This is a genomic window from Undibacter mobilis, assembly GCF_003367195.1.
In the GTDB taxonomy this organism is placed as follows: Bacteria; Pseudomonadota; Alphaproteobacteria; order Rhizobiales; family Xanthobacteraceae; genus Pseudolabrys; species Pseudolabrys mobilis.
This window is the reverse complement of the sequence record NZ_QRGO01000001.1, coordinates 2,408,593-2,423,204: the sequence shown is the minus strand read 5'-3', so window position 1 is coordinate 2,423,204 and position 14,612 is coordinate 2,408,593. Positions and strand designations below refer to the sequence as shown.

The window sequence follows — 14,612 nt, the reverse complement described above, 5'->3', positions numbered from 1 at the left end:
TCAGTTTCGGCCTTTTCGCAACATGGTCGCAAAGTGGCGGGTGCCGCCGGGCTCGTCCATCCACCGTACAGCACCGCGCCCGGACACCTGCAAGAGCCGGCGGCCCGAAATAATTTTGTGATGCCAACGTCTTATAAGTGGACAGGGCGGCCGCTGCGACCCCGGGCCGATTTCAATCCGGCCCCGGGTGCTCTATGGGTTGCGCGCGACCTGGCAGCAGCGGAAAAACCGGCCCCTTGATGGCGCAAACGATCCTCTACCTCGTTTCCGAAGACTGGTACTTCGTCTCGCATCGCCTGCCGATGGCGCGGGCGGCGAAGGCCGCCGGCTTGGCCGTCCATGTCGCCACCCGCGTCGGCCGTGATGGCGACCGCATCCGCGCCGAGGGCTTCGAACTGCACCCGGTGGGATGGCGACGCGGCAGCCTCAATCCTTTCACCCTGCTCGCGACCGTTCGCGAGGTTCGAGCGCTGTACCGCCGGATCAAGCCAGACCTCGTGCACCATGTTGCGCTGGTACCCTCGGTGCTTGGATCCATTGCCGCCCTCGGCCTGCCGATGGCGAAACTGAACGCCTTCGCCGGGTTGGGCTTTGCCTTCACTTCGATGACCGCCAAGGCGCGCGCCATCCGCACCGTCGCCGCTCCGCTGATGCGCTGGCTGCTTAACCGCCCGGCCACCGCCGTGCTGGTGCAGAACCCCGACGATCGGCAGGCTGCGCTCGATCTTGGTGTGACGGCGGACAGGATCGCACTCATTCCCGGCTCGGGCATCGATGTCGACGAACTGAAACCGCTGCCCGAACCCGCCGGCCTGTTTACTGTCGCCTTCGTCGGTCGCCTGCTCGACGACAAGGGCGTGCGGCCGCTGGTTCGCGCACACGAGATACTGGCCGAACGCGGCGTCGCAGTGCGCCTGCTGCTTGCCGGCACACCCGACCCGTCCAATCCGGCCTCGATCCCCGATAGTGTCATTGAAGGCTGGCGCCACCGACCTAACCTCGTCGTCATGGGACATGTCAGCGACATCGTATCGGTGTGGGAGCAGGCGCATGTCGGCGCACTGCCGTCGCGTCGCGAAGGCCTACCGAAGAGCCTGTTGGAGGCCGCCGCCTGCGGCCGCGCACTGATCGCAACCGACGTGCCCGGTTGCCGCGAGATAGCACGGCAAAACATCAACGCGCTGCTGGTGCCGGTGGACGCTGCCGCAGCACTCGCCGACGCCGTCGAAACACTGATGAAAGACGACGACTTGCGCCATCGCTTCGCCGCCGAGAGCCGCCGCATCACCGTGGAAGAATTCTCCAGCGCGCGCATCGGCCGAGAGATTGTCGCGCTCTATAGAAAACTGCTCGCAGAGACCGTCCGATGAGTGTCGCCGCGCTGAGCCTCTCCACCGCCGTGCTGATTCTGATCGCCTCAGCAGCGATGAGCTACGGACTGCTGTTGCTGCTGCGCCCGCTGCTGCTGCGCTATGCGCTGGCGCTACCGAATGCGCGGTCGTCGCATAAAATTCCAACGCCCCAGGGCGCGGGCATTGGCGTCATCGCCGCAACGGTTGCTATCAGCGCCCTCGCCGCTCTGGCGCTCGATGGCATTGCCAACGGCACGCTCTGGATCGTGCTCACTGCGACGATCGGGATCGCTATTGTCGGTGCGGTCGACGACATCCGTCCTGTCCCGGTGTTGCCGCGGCTCTTGTTGCAGGCCGCAGCGGTGGCCGCGATCCTGATCGCCATCCCCGCCGACGCGCGGGTCGTGCCGATGCTGCCGTTCTGGCCGGAACGCCTGCTGCTCGGCCTTGGCGCGGTCTGGTTCGTCAACCTGACCAATTTCATGGACGGTATCGACTGGATCACGGCCGCCGAGACGGTGCCGGTAACGGCGTTCATCGCCCTGTTCGGCGTGTTCGGAGCCACCTCGCCGACCGAAGCTGTCGTCGCGCTGGCGCTGTGCGGCGCCATGATCGGCTTCGCGCCGCTCAACCGTCCAGTGGCGAAGATGTTTCTCGGCGACGTCGGCAGCCTCGCCATCGGACTGTTAATGGCCTGGATGCTGGTCGAACTGGCAGGCCGCGGCCACCTCGCCGCGGCAATCCTGTTGCCGCTCTATTATCTCGCCGATGCCACCCTTACACTGTTGCGACGCCTGTCGCGCGGCGAGACGATCTGGATCGCGCATCGCACGCACTTCTATCAGCGGGCCACGCAAAACGGGTTCAGCGTGATGGAAACCGTAACGCGCATCTTTGCCGTCAATGTCGTGCTGGGCCTGCTGGCGCTTGCCACCATGATCTGGGCCGGTCTTGACGCGCAGATCGTCGCACTCGCTTGCGGCGTTGCCCTGGTGACGTGGCTGCTTTTTATTTTCAACAGAGGCCGAGCGTCAGCGTCCTAAAGGGCCGAGCGCCTCGTCGATCGCGGTCATGACCTGCTGCGGGGCAAGCGCATCGAGACAGGCGCTATAGCTTTCCAGTTTTCGCTCGCAACCCTCCAACTGGCACGGCGTGCACGGAAAGGCACGTTGCACCAGCCACACATTGCCGCGCTGCTGCACAGCGCCAATATCGGCCCACATGTCGCTGAGACCGCCGACCGGCCACGGCCCCCACAGCCGCGGGTCGGTCGGGCCGAACAGCGCTACCGTCGGACAGCCGCAAGCGGCGGCCAGATGCGTTACCGACGTGTCCGGACCGATAAAGACCTTGGCGTCGGCGAGAAGACCGCTGAGCTGGCCCCAACTGAGTTTGCCGTCGAAGCGCAACACGTCGGTGCCTTGCCAAATGTCATCGAGATAAGCCCGTTCATCCGCTGCCGGTCCGCCCGTGGCGATGACAGTGAGGCCGCGCGCCTTGAGCGAAGCCGCAACGGCGCGCCAGCCTTGGGCCGTCCACTGCTTGTAGCGAAACATTGGCGCGGCATGGATGACGGCATAGGCGCTGGAGGGCCTAGGCTCGAATGGCAACGCAGCGGGCGGCACGAGTCGCGGCACACGCTCGATGCCGAGTGTGTCGGCTAGCCTTAGCATGTCCTCAACCCGATGCACGCCGGCGGCAACCGGCACCGCGCGCGCGAGGAAGCGCGACTTGAACGCACCGCTCGCCCTTGCCTCGACCGGCGCCACGACATGACGGGCAGCAAGGATTGCAAAGAACGTCGGGCGATCACCCGACTGCGTTGACACTGCGAGGTCGTAGCGACGCCCCAGCTTCATCGCGAGCGAAAGACTCTGCGCGAAGGTACGCCTGGCCGGCATTGTGACGACGCCATCGAGATCGGGATTGCCGGCAAGAATACCGGCGGTGTCGGCGAACACCAATGCTTCAATGGTCGCGTCAGGCCACGCCTTGCGCAGGCTCGCGATCAACGGCGTCGTGAGCAACACATCGCCGAGGCGGCGCAACGCGACCACCAGAATGCGCGGCCGCTCCGGTAATTCGATGCGTGTCATCGCACAGCCGTCTCGGACGCCGCCTTCGCGCGCAACGCCGACACGCCACGTTTGGCGCGCACATCGCGGCCGCTCAGCAATTCCGCCAACTTGCGCTCGTTCTCACCGAGCGCCGAGCGATCGGCTTCCTTGTGCCACAAATGGATAACGCCGGTCGCGAAATTACCGTCCTTGCGCGCGACGCCGGCATGCAACAGGCGTACAATAAGATCGGAATCTTCTTTGCCCCAGCCGGCATAATCGGCGTCGAAGCCGTCAACGGTGTCGAAATCGCGCCGCCAGATAGCCAGATTGCAGGAGCGCGCGCCTTTCCACTCCCTCGCACGCAGCCGGCGCAGCGGCCCGAGCGGCAGATGAAGAAGCGCCGACAGTCGGTTGACGCCGCCACGGAACCGCTCGGCAAAAAATTGCGTGAAACTCCAGGTCTCCAACTCGATTCCGTCGCGCAGCACACGCTCCGTCAGCGACGGCGACAGCAGAATGCGATTGCCGGTGACGAAGGCGCCCACTTCCGCGAGTTCGCGATGCTGCGCAACAAAATCCGGCCGCACGATGCAATCGCCATCGAGGAAGATGACATAGTCGCCGCGCGAGGCGAGCACCGCGCGGTTACGGATTTCGCCGGCACGGAAACCCTTGTCCTCGTGCCAGACATGATCGACACGATGACCAACCTTCGCCTTCCACACTACAACAAGCTCGGCGGTCGCTGGACCCGACCCGTCATCGGCGACGATAACCTCGAAGTTTTTGTCGGTCTGCCGCGCCAGCGAGCGCAGCACTGCGGCGAGCGCATCCTCGCGTTTATAGGTCGTGACGATGACCGAGATCAGACCGTTCACCGGTTGCGCCCCGCCAGCCACGCTTTCATGTAGCGATAATAGGTGCCCTCGGCATTGGCGACCGCAAGCAGAAAACCCTCGCGACCGTCGAGGAAACCACCGCGCAGAATGTAGGTGCGGAAGAAGCTCCACAGGCCGTGGGTGATGCCGCTCGAAAAGCTCACCCGCTTGCCGCGCGCCACCGTCATCGCCGCGCCCGCCGTCGAATAGCGATCCATGCGCGACAGCGCATCTTCAAGCCTTAGGACCGGCGTATGCAGAAGGTCGTTGGCGAGCCGCGCCACCGGGCCATCGCAGATGACGCGCTCATGGACGCGATCATCGGAAAAGCGAGCTCTGCCGCGCCGGAACAGCCGCAGCACATAGTCCGGATACCAGCCCGAGTGCCGCATCTGCCGGCCGCAGAAACTCGACAGCCGCGGCATTTCATAGCCGTCGGCCTTTGGCTCGTTCATTGCCTTCGCAATCTCAGCAGCCAGCGCGGGCGTGACGCGCTCGTCAGCGTCGATGGAGAATACCCAGTCGCCATTCGCCAGCGACAGAGCGAAATTCTTCTGCGCGCCGAAGCCCGCGAAGGCATGCTCGACAACGCGCACGCCTTTGGCGGCGGCAATGGCGGCCGTCCCGTCGGTACCACCACCATCAACCACGACGATGCGCTCGTCGGCAAGCGCAACGCTGTCGAGGCAGGCGCCGATATTGGCGGCCTCGTTCTTCGCGATCACGATCACCGACAGGCGCGGCATCAGGTGTCCAATTCGCAGTTGACCACAAACACAACCATTCTAGCCCGTTTCGCCTGCAGCAGCGACGCCGATAGTGCCACGTCGGTATCGGGAAAAATTTCGCAGCTTGCGGATCGGCAGAGCCAGATAATACTTGCGGACGATCTCCCAGGCGTCACCCAGAGCCATTCGGGCTTCGGATTCCTGCGGCACGTACCAGCCGTTGTTCTCATAGCGACGAATGATGCGGTAGCCAGCCGCACGCATGAAATCGTGCTTCGACAAGTCGGCAACGTGGTCTTCGATCATTACCAGGCGTGGCTGCCAGCGCCGGAGGTCAAAACCGCGCAGCACCTCGATTTCGTGGCCCTCTACGTCGATCGACAAGAAATCGAACGCTACCGGCGCCTGCGCTTCCTCAAGGATGCTGTCGAGCGTGCGTACCGGCACCTCGATTACTTTCTCAGGCCGCGCGCCCGGCGCCATGCCAGCGCGGTCAAGCGATGACAACGGACCCGCGACGTGAAATGGCAAGGTACGGCCGAGGTTTTCCGGGCCCGAGCATGCCACCGCAAAGACCTTCGCCGTTCGCATGGCGCGAAGCTCCTCGACCAGGTTGGGCTGCGGTTCGACGAGAATGCCGCGCCAGCCGGCCTGCTCGAGATGCCAGGTCTGCGAGCGCAGACGCGGCTCGTTGGCCCCGACCTCGACAAAATAGCCCTCTACGCCGCCAAAGAAGGCGGCAACAAGCTGAGTTTCGCGTTCATGAGAAGTGGCGACCACGGGACAACCTTGTTGCTTTAGCGGTCCTTCGGCGCGCGCGAACGCTCGACCATCGAGGTCGTCGATTGTCCCGGAACCAGATCGACCAGAACGACGACGCCACCAAGCGCCTCGACGATATCGTGGCCGACGACCTGTTCGCGGGTGTAGTCGCTGCCTTTGACCAAAACGGTCGGCTTCACGACAGCAATCAGTTCGCGCGGCGTATCCTGCTCGAACACAACGACGAGATCGACGGCTTCGAGCGCGGCCAATACTTCAGCGCGCGATTGCGCGTTCTGCACCGGGCGGCTCGGACCCTTCAGCCGCGTCACTGACGCGTCGCTGTTGAGGCCAACGACGAGGCGGTCGCATTGAGCGCGCGCCTGCGCGAGCAGCTTGACGTGCCCTGGATGCAGCAGATCGAAGACGCCGTTGGTGAAGCCGATGCGTAACCCCATTTTACGCCACGCGTCGAGGTGCTCGTCGAGCTGCGACCAGTCGAACACAATCTTCTCTTCCGAAGCGAGCGACGCTTCCGGCAGGATACGATGGCGCAGCTCATCGACCGTGAGCGTTGCAGTGCCACGCTTGCCGACGACGACAGCGGCCGCAGCATTGGCGGCGCGCATCGCGCTTTCGAAATCGGCATTCATCGCCAGCATGGCGGAGAGCACGGCAACGACGGTGTCGCCGGCGCCGGAGACATCGCGCACCTTCACTGCATAGGACGGCACATGCACTGGCGCGCCCTCGCCCACCAAGGTCATGCCATCTTCGCTGCGCGTCACCAAGACGGCCTGCGCGCCCAGCGAATTCTTGAGGCCAAGCGCTGCGATTACAACTTCGTCGTCGCTGCGCGCGGCGGTGTTGGTCGCGGCGGCCAGCTCCTGCCGATTCGGCGTGATCAGCGTCGCACCACGATAGATCGAATAGTCGCGCCCCTTGGGATCGACGATCACCGGCTTGCCAGCCTTTTTCGCGGCGTCGATCACGGCACGCACAACGCGCGGCGTCAGCGCGCCCTTGGCATAATCGGACAGCACAACAGCGCCGGCGCGCGGCATCGCGTCGATGGCATAGCCAATCAGCGCGTCCTCGGCTGCCGGATCGATCGCCGCCGCCACTTCCCAGTCCGCGCGCAACAGATGCGCCGAATGATGCTCGGATACAAAACGGACCTTGCGCGTCGTCATACGTTGCGCGTCGGTCGCCAGAGAGAATTCGATCAGGGGATGCAACGACAGCGCGCCAGTCAGCGCCTTGCCGGCCTCGTCGTCGCCGACCACGCCGATAAAAATGCAGCGCGTGCCGAGCGCGACCAGGTTGCGCGCCACGTTGCCGGCGCCGCCGACCATTACTTCAGTGCGCTTGACTGCGATTACCGGCGTCGGCGCTTCCGGCGAGATGCGCGAAACGTCGCCATAGACGAACTCGTCGAGCATCAGGTCGCCGATGCAGAGCACGGTCTGCTGCGAAAGGCCGGACAGATGTTTGTCGAAGTCGAACATGGATTACTTGTATCTGTCTGCCTGATCGAGATAGCCGGTGACATAATGCGTCACCGCTTTTTCCATCGGCGTGAAACCGGCATTGTAGCCGGCACGGCGCAGATTGCTGGCGTCGGCCTGCGTGAAATACTGATACTGGTCGCGGATCGACAACGGCATGTCGACATAGTCGATGTTCGGCTTGACGCCCATGGCCTTGAACATGGCAACAATCATGTCCTTGAAGCTCTCGGCCTGACCGGTGCCGACATTGTAGATGCCATTGTTGGCCGAACCGCTGAGCGCCCAGCGCACCACCGAGACGACGTCATCGACATAGACGAAGTCGCGACGCTGATCGCCATCGCCGATACCTTCGCGATGCGACTTGAACAGCTTCACCGGCTGCCCTGCCTTGGCGCCGTCGAATACTTTCGACAGCACGCTGGCCATCGCGCCTTTGTGATACTCGTTCGGGCCATAGACGTTGAAGAACTTCAGGCCGACCCAGGTCGGCGGCAGCTTCTGTTTCTTCACGTAACGATCGACCAAAGCAAGGTCGAACAGGTGCTTCGACCAGCCATAGAGATTCATCGGCCGCAGCGTGCGCAAGCCTTCGAGCGACCAGTCATCAACGAAATGGGTATCGCGATCGCCATAAGTAGCCGCGGACGAGGCATAGACAAACGGTGTGCCGGTTTCCGTGCACCAGTCGAGCAGGCGGAGCGACAGGCGGAAGTTGTTGTTGATCACAGCGTCGCCGTCGCCGGCGGTGGTGGAAGAAATCGCGCCCATATGGATGACGGCTTCAAGCTTGCGGCCGTCGAGCCACTTGGGAAGGTCCTCGGGCGGCACGAAATCGGCAATCTGCCGCTTGGCGAGGTTCCGCCACTTGCCGTCGGTACCGAGCACATCGTTGACGACAACATCGGTCCGCCCCGCCTCGTTGAGGCTGGCGACGATGTTCGATCCAATGAACCCGGCTCCCCCGGTAACCAGAATCATAGCAGCCCTTACCCGGCGCGCCCGGCGCCTTCCGAAAACCTTTGCCCCAGTCCGGGACGGGGCGCAAATCTCTCGCGCAAATGCCTCTGGAAACGGTAAAAATTGCCGCTGGACAGGCACTTGGACCCAAGGCTAACGCCACAGCGCATGACCATCGACCCCACCCAGCCCGACCGCCCGGTCCTGATCGTCCCCTTCGTGTGGATCGGCGACTTCGTGCGGGTCCATTCCGTGGTCCGCCTGCTCAAGGCCGAAGCCCCGGAGCGGCCGGTGGACATGGTCTCCTCGACGCTGTGTAGCCCGCTGGCCGACTATATGCCGGGGGTCCGCCGGCCGATCATCTCCGACCAGCCGCGCAAACGGCTGGGCTGGGCGGTCCAGCAGGACCTCGCCACCCGCCTGCGCGAAACCGGCTACGGCCAGGCCCTTATTATGTCCCGCAAATGGAAGGCGGCGCTGGCCCCGGCACTGGCCGGTATTCCGATCCGCACCGGCTTTGCCGGCGAAGCCCGCTTCGGCCTCCTTAACGACATCCGCTGGGGTGAGCGCAAGCTTCCGCGCATGATCGACCAGATGGGCGCGTTGGCCCTGCCCAAAGGCGCCAAACTGCCGGCCGAATGGCCCCTGCCCGAGTTGAAAGTCGCCGCCGACGAGCTCGCACGCTGGCAGGAGTTGCGAGGCCTGACCGACGAGCGCCGCCCTGTTGTGACCCTTTCGCCGGGTGCGGTTGGTGCCGGCAAGGCCTGGCCTCCGGCTGCCTATGCTCAACTGGCCAAGGCGCTGACGGCCGACGGCGCTTCGGTCTGGGTTCTCGGGGGCCCGGCCGAAAGCGAAACTGCCCGGCTGATCGCCGAGCTCGCCGGCCCGGGCGCCCGGGACCTGACCGGCACCGACCTGCGCAACGCCATCTTGGCGCTGGCCGCCGCCGACGTCTCGGTCACCAATGATTCCGGGCTGATGCATGTCTCGGCCGCCCTCGGCACCCCGACAGTCGCGATTTTCGGCCCGACCAGTCCCTGGCACTGGAAGCCGCTCAACCCGGTTTCCGCCATTCTGGAGCCACCCGGCGACGAGGACGCCCGCCTGCGCGCCCGCGAAATCGGCAATGAGGCGGTCTCTCACCGCTCCACGGCAGGCGTAGCTGTGGATAGCGTGCTGGCCGCCGTCCGTGCTGCTCTGGCGGAAAAAACCAAGCCGCGTTAAGGCATTAGCTCACCTGCCCTGACGCGGGACGGGTTTGGTGCTAGTAGAAGTATCCGAGTTCGGAAGGACGCCGCCGGCCATGGCCAAACGCCAATCCGCAAACGCAGAAGCCACCCCGATGCGAAGCGAACAGGCCCAGGCCGCCATCGACAACGCATTGCGCACGCTGGAAGCCGAAGGCTCCGGCATCGATGCGCTGGCCGCCAGCCTGCGCGATGGCCTCGGCACGCCCTTCGCCGCCGCCGTCGAACTGATCCGCGGCGCGCAAGGCCGCGTCATCGTCACCGGCATGGGCAAGTCCGGGCATATCGGCGCCAAGATCGCCTCGACCTTCGCCTCCACCGGCACCCCCGCTTCCTTCGTGCATCCGGCCGAAGCCAGCCATGGCGACATGGGCATGATCGCCAAGGGCGATGTCATCGTCGCGCTGTCGTGGTCCGGCGAAACCGCCGAACTGAAAAACCTCATCGATTATTCGCGCCGCTACGGCATCGGTCTCATCGCCATGACGTCGAGCGCCGAATCGACTTTGGCCAAAGCCGCCGACGTCGCGCTGATCCTGCCGCAGGCGCGCGAAGCCTGCCCGCACAATCTCGCGCCGACCACGTCGTCGCTGATGCAGCTCGCGCTTGGCGATGCGCTGGCGATCGCGCTTCTGGAAAGCCGCGGCTTCACCGCGCTCGATTTCGGCATGCTGCATCCCGGCGGCAAACTCGGCGCACTGCTCAAGACCGTGCGCGAGTTCATGCATGCGGGCGACGCCGTGCCGCTCAAGCCGCTCGGCACCAAGATGTCGGACGCGCTGGTGCACATGACGGCGAAGGGCTTCGGGTGCGTCGGCATCGTCGACGCGCAGGGCAAGCTCGCCGGCATCATCACCGACGGCGACCTGCGCCGCCACATGCGCAACGACTTGCTCGAAGCTACGGTCGAAGCGGTCATGACGAAGTCGCCGAAGGCGGTGCGTCCCGATCAACTGATCAGCGAGACGCTGGACATTCTGAACACGACGAAAGTCACGGCGTTGTTCGTGGTCGACGCCGGCAAGCCGATCGGTATTATTCACGTACACGATCTGCTGCGCGCGGGCGCGGCGTAACTTTCTTCTCTCCTCGCGCTTCGACGCGTAGCCTCGCGGCGGATTGCAGAGCTCTCTTGCCTTCAAACAAGTCCCGTTCCGCGGCTAGACCATTGCCAACGAGATCGAAGAAGGCACGCACGCGCGCCGTACCCTTGATATCCGCGTGCGTGACGATCCAGAGTTCGCCGGCCATTTCCCTTATCGGTTCTGACAGAAAGCGGATAAGTTGGGACTCGGGATCGGCGAGATAGCAAGGCAACAACGCAAGACCCATGCCGGCCTTTGCGGCTATGAGCTGATTGACGAGGCTGTTCGTGCGGAACACGAACGCAGCATCCGGCGCGGCGCGTGAAAGCCACGACGCTGCGGCAATTTCACCCGCCGTCTCGTTCCACCCGATAAGCGGATAGCTGGAAAGATCCTTGGGCTCGCGCGCCAGATCGTTCGGACCACGCGCGCTATTTCGCTTCCCATAGATCGCCCAAGCGACGTCGGCGAGCTTGCGGCCCCAGAGTTCCGGTTCTCTCGGCCGGACCGGCCGCAATGCGATGTCAGCTTCGCGGCGCGACAGGCTGAGAACCCGGTTGTCGATCATCAGCTCGACGGTGATGCCCGGTTGGGCTTGGCGAAACGCCGCGATGTGTCCCGTCAACAGCCGGTAGGCGAGCGTCTCCGAACATGTCACGCGCAGGCGTCCTGACAGGCGATGATCGCGACCGGCGAGGTCGCGGCCGATCGCCAACGCCTCCTCCTCCATGCGCTCGGCAGCGGCGGCCATACGCTCCCCGCCAGTGGTCGGCTCGTAAATGCCGCCCGGAAGGCGCTCGAACAGGCGCAAGCCGAGCCGCTCCTCCAGCGCATTCAGGCGACGGAAGGCGGTCGAATGGTCGATGCTCAGCGCTTTCGCCGCGGCGGTCAGCGCACCCGCACGCGCGACCGCCAGCACAAACCGTAGATCGTTCCAGTCCTCCATCGTGCCGGCATAATGTGGCTTCGCTTGCGAATATGCAAGATAGACTGGCAAAATAACAAATTTATTTGCGCCGTTGCAGGCCGCATCTTCGGGGTATCGACAGTCGCAACACCCGAGAGGTCGCCATGCCGTCCGACGCACCGAAGCTTACGCTCGTCAGTCACCATCTCTGCCCCTATGTCCAGCGCGCGGCGATCGCGCTGGCCGAAAAAGGCGTCGCTTTCGAGCGGCGCTACATCGATCTCGCCGACAAGCCCGCCTGGTTTCGCGCCATCTCACCGCTTGGCAAGGTGCCGGTCCTGATCGTGCCGCGCACGGATGGCCCGGAAGCCGTGCTGTTCGAAAGCGCGGTCATCTGCGAGTTCATCGAAGACAGCGCCGCCGGCCCCAAGCTGCACCCCGAAGACGCGCTGGAGCGGGCAAAGCATCGCGCCTGGATGGAATTCGGATCGGCCGTTCTCTCAGACATCTGGCGGCTGGAGACGGCAACGGACGCCACCGCGCACAAGTCCGCGGCTGACGCGGTCGCGTCAAAGCTCGCTTGGATCGAGCGAGATTTGGGTGAAGGACCCTACTTCAGCGGCAATGGCTTCAGCATGGTCGACGCGGTGTTTGCACCTGCGTTCCGTTACTTCGACGTCTTCGACCGGATCGCTGACATCGGCGTGTTCGCGGCAAAGCCAAAGGTGCGCGCCTGGCGCGCCGCGCTTGCAGAGCGGCCGAGCGTGCGCGGCGCCGTCACGGACGACTACGGCAAGCGATTGCAGGCTTTCCTCGTCCAACACAATGCGCATCTTATCAAGCTGGCGGCGTGAGACCGGCATGAGCCAGAGCCTTGCCTGGATGGCGCTTCTCACCGCCGGATCGCCTTCGCGGGACGAGCGGAGTTTATATCAGCAGCGTTGAGACAGCCGCTCTCACCTCATCCACACCCGGCGGCGCGCCGTCAGTGCCGAGCACCGTCATCGGTCCCGCCCCCACCGGGCCGGTGAGCTTCGGCTGGCTGCCGGCGAAGATCGCGACCAGCGGCGCGGCGAACGCCGCAGCCAAATGCAATAACCCGGTATCGACGCCAACGACGCCACGCGCATTGGCTATCAGCCGCGCGACCTGATCGAGCGGCGCGCGATCCGGAACGCGGGCATTCGGCAAGGCTTGCGCGATATCTTCGCTGCGAAGCCGTTCGGTCTCGGTGCCCCATGGCAACACGATCTCAAGCCCGCGCTCATTCAACGACCGACCGAGCGCGATCCAGTTCGCCACTGGCCATTCCTTGCGCGCCTGCGCGGTGGCGTGAAGAAAGACGACATAAGGTTCGGCCGGCGCCGCGACGTTTGCGCGCGACAGGCCAAAGTCAGGTGCGCCCTGCATCTCGTATCCGAGCGCCAGTGCGGTGAGACGGCGGTTGCGCTCGACCGCGTGCAGCTCGCGGCTCACGGTGTGGCGCACATCATAAAACAGGCTGGCCAGCGGCTCGCGAATGCTGGCACGGTCGTAGCCGTGGCGCTCTCCGAGCGCGAGCCGCGCGATCAGACCGGTGCGCAACAAACCTTGCGTATCGATGACGCGGTCATATTCCCTCGTGCGGAGCACGGCACAGCGTTGCCGCATCTCGGACCACGTCGAGGCCGACAGCAGGGTCTTGCGCCAGCGCCGCGACGCCACCGGAATGACCTCGTCGATACCGGGGTGCAGCCGCGCCAGCGGCGCGAAAGCTTCCTCGATCACCCACGACAGATGCAGATCCGGCCGCGCCCGGCGCGCATCGGTCACCGCCGGCATGTGATGGATCACATCGCCCAGCGACGAGGTCTTGATGAACAGGATGTCCTTCATGCGCGATGCGGCGCCGGTCCGTTGTGTTAATGCGCCTGTTATACTGGTTACCGCCCATTAACAATATCGGGTGGAACCCGGCTGAAACAGCACAACTTTCCCGCTCTTTTCACGATTGCCCTGTAGAAGCGTTAACTCGATTTCGGGGGCATCTTATGACGATCCTGGTCACCGGCGGCGCCGGCTATATCGGCAGCCACATGGTTCACGAACTGGTCGACGCCGGCGAGCCGGTGGTCGTACTCGACAATCTGTCGACCGGATTCCGCTACCTGTTTCCGGCGACGGTGCCGTTCGTCAACGGCTCGACCGGCGACCGCGCGCTGGTGCTCAAGACCATCGAACAGCATGGCGTCACCGCCATCATCCATTTCGCCGCCTCGATCGTGGTGCCGGATTCGGTCCGCGACCCGCTCGGCTACTACCGCAACAACACGATGAACACCTGCACGCTGATCGACGCCGCCATCGAAGGCGGTGTCAAGCAGATGATCTTCTCATCGACCGCCGCGGTCTACGGCAATGCCGAGCAGAACCCGATCGACGAGCGGGCGCCGACGCAGCCGATCTCGCCTTACGGCACCTCGAAGCTGATGTCGGAAATCATGCTGCACGATGCCGGCCGCGCGCACGACCTGCGCTTTGTCGTGCTGCGCTACTTCAATGTCGCCGGCGCCGATCCGCGCGGCCGGACTGGCCAGGCGACACCGGCGGCGACGCATCTCATCAAGGTTGCCTGCGAGACTGCGGTCGGCAAGCGGCCGCGGATGGCGGTCTACGGCACCGATTATGACACGCCGGACGGCACCTGCATTCGCGATTATATTCATGTGACGGATCTGGCGCGCGCGCATTCGGCCGCGCTCGGCCATCTGCGTCGTGGTGGCGCGAGCGCCACCTTCAATTGCGGCTACGGTCGCGGCGCCTCGGTCTTCGAAGTCATCGACGCCGTGCGCCGCATCGCCGGTCATGATTTTCCCGTGGACATCGAAGGCCGCCGCGCGGGCGATCCGCCGGCGCTGGTCGCCAATGTCGATCGCATACGCCAGGCGCTGCCGGCGTGGAATCCGCAGTTCCGCGACCTCGACACCATCGTCTCCCATGCGCTGGCGTGGGAAAAGCGCCTGCAGGCCAATGCAGCGCGGCCTCCGGCCGGCCGCGGATAAATTCGGTCCGTTTTGACCGTTAAATGACGAGAAGCGCCCAACTTTTTGCACAGCTTGGGCATCTTGACGCCTGTCGGGCGA

Annotated in this window: 14 protein-coding genes; 6 read left to right on the top strand and 8 right to left on the bottom strand. The window is 64.4% G+C overall.

Going from position 1 to position 14,612, the window contains the following annotated elements:
• Window positions 1–239: 239 nt before the first annotated feature.
• Together DXH78_RS11395 and DXH78_RS11390 are read left to right on the top strand one after the other, a co-directional pair.
• On the top strand, window positions 240–1,370 hold the full coding sequence (locus DXH78_RS11395; protein ID WP_115517138.1) for a glycosyltransferase family 4 protein: 1,131 nt from the start codon (window positions 240–242) through the stop codon (window positions 1,368–1,370).
• Window positions 1,367–2,395 (top strand): MraY family glycosyltransferase, encoded by a 1,029-nt coding sequence (locus tag DXH78_RS11390; RefSeq protein ID WP_115517137.1) that lies wholly within the window; start codon window positions 1,367–1,369, stop codon window positions 2,393–2,395. The genes DXH78_RS11395 and DXH78_RS11390 overlap by 4 nt, the downstream gene beginning before the upstream one ends.
• Here the strand turns inward: DXH78_RS11390 and DXH78_RS11385 are convergent.
• Genes DXH78_RS11385 through rfaD form a run of 6 tightly spaced genes read right to left on the bottom strand, consistent with a single transcriptional unit; the run spans window position 2,384 to window position 8,272 of the window.
• Window positions 2,384–3,448, bottom strand: coding sequence for a glycosyltransferase family 9 protein (locus DXH78_RS11385; RefSeq protein WP_115517136.1), 1,065 nt, complete (start codon window positions 3,446–3,448; stop codon window positions 2,384–2,386). The two genes, DXH78_RS11390 and DXH78_RS11385, sit on opposite strands and share 12 nt — an antisense overlap.
• Window positions 3,445–4,290: a glycosyltransferase family 2 protein gene (locus tag DXH78_RS11380; RefSeq protein ID WP_115517135.1), complete on the bottom strand. Its 846-nt coding sequence runs from the start codon at window positions 4,288–4,290 to the stop codon at window positions 3,445–3,447. The genes DXH78_RS11385 and DXH78_RS11380 overlap by 4 nt, the downstream gene beginning before the upstream one ends.
• The gene (locus DXH78_RS11375) at window positions 4,287–5,036 is read right to left on the bottom strand and encodes a glycosyltransferase family 2 protein (RefSeq protein ID WP_115517134.1); all 750 of its coding nucleotides are present in this window, start codon (window positions 5,034–5,036) and stop codon (window positions 4,287–4,289) included. The genes DXH78_RS11380 and DXH78_RS11375 overlap by 4 nt, the downstream gene beginning before the upstream one ends.
• 39 nt (window positions 5,037–5,075) lie before the next feature.
• Window positions 5,076–5,798 carry an FkbM family methyltransferase gene (locus DXH78_RS11370; RefSeq protein WP_168192781.1) on the bottom strand — a complete coding sequence of 241 codons (723 nt, stop codon included), beginning with the start codon at window positions 5,796–5,798 and terminating at the stop codon, window positions 5,076–5,078.
• Window positions 5,799–5,815: 17 nt separating this feature from the next.
• On the bottom strand, window positions 5,816–7,288 hold the full coding sequence (rfaE1, locus tag DXH78_RS11365; RefSeq protein WP_115517132.1) for a D-glycero-beta-D-manno-heptose-7-phosphate kinase: 1,473 nt from the start codon (window positions 7,286–7,288) through the stop codon (window positions 5,816–5,818).
• A gap of 3 nt (window positions 7,289–7,291) precedes the next feature.
• Window positions 7,292–8,272 carry an ADP-glyceromanno-heptose 6-epimerase gene (rfaD, locus tag DXH78_RS11360; protein WP_115517131.1) on the bottom strand — a complete coding sequence of 327 codons (981 nt, stop codon included), beginning with the start codon at window positions 8,270–8,272 and terminating at the stop codon, window positions 7,292–7,294.
• Between the two features lie 147 nt (window positions 8,273–8,419).
• Here rfaD and waaF point away from each other — a divergent pair, with 147 nt between their 5' ends.
• Window positions 8,420–9,475 (top strand): lipopolysaccharide heptosyltransferase II, encoded by a 1,056-nt coding sequence (waaF, locus tag DXH78_RS11355; protein ID WP_115517130.1) that lies wholly within the window; start codon window positions 8,420–8,422, stop codon window positions 9,473–9,475.
• A gap of 118 nt (window positions 9,476–9,593) precedes the next feature.
• Entirely contained in the window at window positions 9,594–10,574 is a 981-nt protein-coding gene (locus DXH78_RS11350) for a KpsF/GutQ family sugar-phosphate isomerase (RefSeq protein ID WP_210209540.1), read from the top strand.
• On the opposite strand, the gene DXH78_RS11345 is transcribed toward DXH78_RS11350, so the two are convergent.
• A complete protein-coding gene (locus tag DXH78_RS11345) occupies window positions 10,534–11,529 on the bottom strand; it encodes a LysR family transcriptional regulator (protein WP_115517128.1) in 996 nt (331 codons plus the stop codon). The genes DXH78_RS11350 and DXH78_RS11345 overlap by 41 nt on opposite strands.
• A 125-nt stretch (window positions 11,530–11,654) precedes the next feature.
• Here DXH78_RS11345 and DXH78_RS11340 point away from each other — a divergent pair, with 125 nt between their 5' ends.
• Window positions 11,655–12,344: a glutathione S-transferase family protein gene (locus DXH78_RS11340; protein ID WP_115517127.1), complete on the top strand. Its 690-nt coding sequence runs from the start codon at window positions 11,655–11,657 to the stop codon at window positions 12,342–12,344.
• A gap of 73 nt (window positions 12,345–12,417) precedes the next feature.
• On the opposite strand, the gene waaC is transcribed toward DXH78_RS11340, so the two are convergent.
• On the bottom strand, window positions 12,418–13,365 hold the full coding sequence (waaC, locus tag DXH78_RS11335) for a lipopolysaccharide heptosyltransferase I (RefSeq protein WP_115517126.1): 948 nt from the start codon (window positions 13,363–13,365) through the stop codon (window positions 12,418–12,420).
• Window positions 13,366–13,520: 155 nt separating this feature from the next.
• On the opposite strand from waaC, the gene galE reads away from it, so the two are divergent.
• Entirely contained in the window at window positions 13,521–14,531 is a 1,011-nt protein-coding gene (gene galE / locus DXH78_RS11330; RefSeq protein WP_115517125.1) for a UDP-glucose 4-epimerase GalE, read from the top strand.
• Window positions 14,532–14,612: the final 81 nt, after the last annotated feature.

Bases quoted from the DNA above. Each gene is read 5' to 3' on its own strand.
- waaC (WP_115517126.1), bottom strand. From the start codon at position 13,365: ATGAAGGACATCCTGTTCATCAAGACCTCGTCGCTGGGCGATGTGATC.
- DXH78_RS11345 (WP_115517128.1), bottom strand. From the start codon at position 11,529: ATGGAGGACTGGAACGATCTACGGTTTGTGCTGGCGGTCGCGCGTGCG.
- DXH78_RS11395 (WP_115517138.1), top strand. From the start codon at position 240: ATGGCGCAAACGATCCTCTACCTCGTTTCCGAAGACTGGTACTTCGTC.
- rfaE1 (WP_115517132.1), bottom strand. From the start codon at position 7,288: ATGTTCGACTTCGACAAACATCTGTCCGGCCTTTCGCAGCAGACCGTG.
- waaF (WP_115517130.1), top strand. From the start codon at position 8,420: ATGACCATCGACCCCACCCAGCCCGACCGCCCGGTCCTGATCGTCCCC.
- DXH78_RS11375 (WP_115517134.1), bottom strand. From the start codon at position 5,036: ATGCCGCGCCTGTCGGTGATCGTGATCGCGAAGAACGAGGCCGCCAAT.
- galE (WP_115517125.1), top strand. From the start codon at position 13,521: ATGACGATCCTGGTCACCGGCGGCGCCGGCTATATCGGCAGCCACATG.
- rfaD (WP_115517131.1), bottom strand. From the start codon at position 8,272: ATGATTCTGGTTACCGGGGGAGCCGGGTTCATTGGATCGAACATCGTC.
- DXH78_RS11350 (WP_210209540.1), top strand. From the start codon at position 9,594: ATGCGAAGCGAACAGGCCCAGGCCGCCATCGACAACGCATTGCGCACG.
- DXH78_RS11390 (WP_115517137.1), top strand. From the start codon at position 1,367: ATGAGTGTCGCCGCGCTGAGCCTCTCCACCGCCGTGCTGATTCTGATC.
- DXH78_RS11340 (WP_115517127.1), top strand. From the start codon at position 11,655: ATGCCGTCCGACGCACCGAAGCTTACGCTCGTCAGTCACCATCTCTGC.
- DXH78_RS11385 (WP_115517136.1), bottom strand. From the start codon at position 3,448: ATGACACGCATCGAATTACCGGAGCGGCCGCGCATTCTGGTGGTCGCG.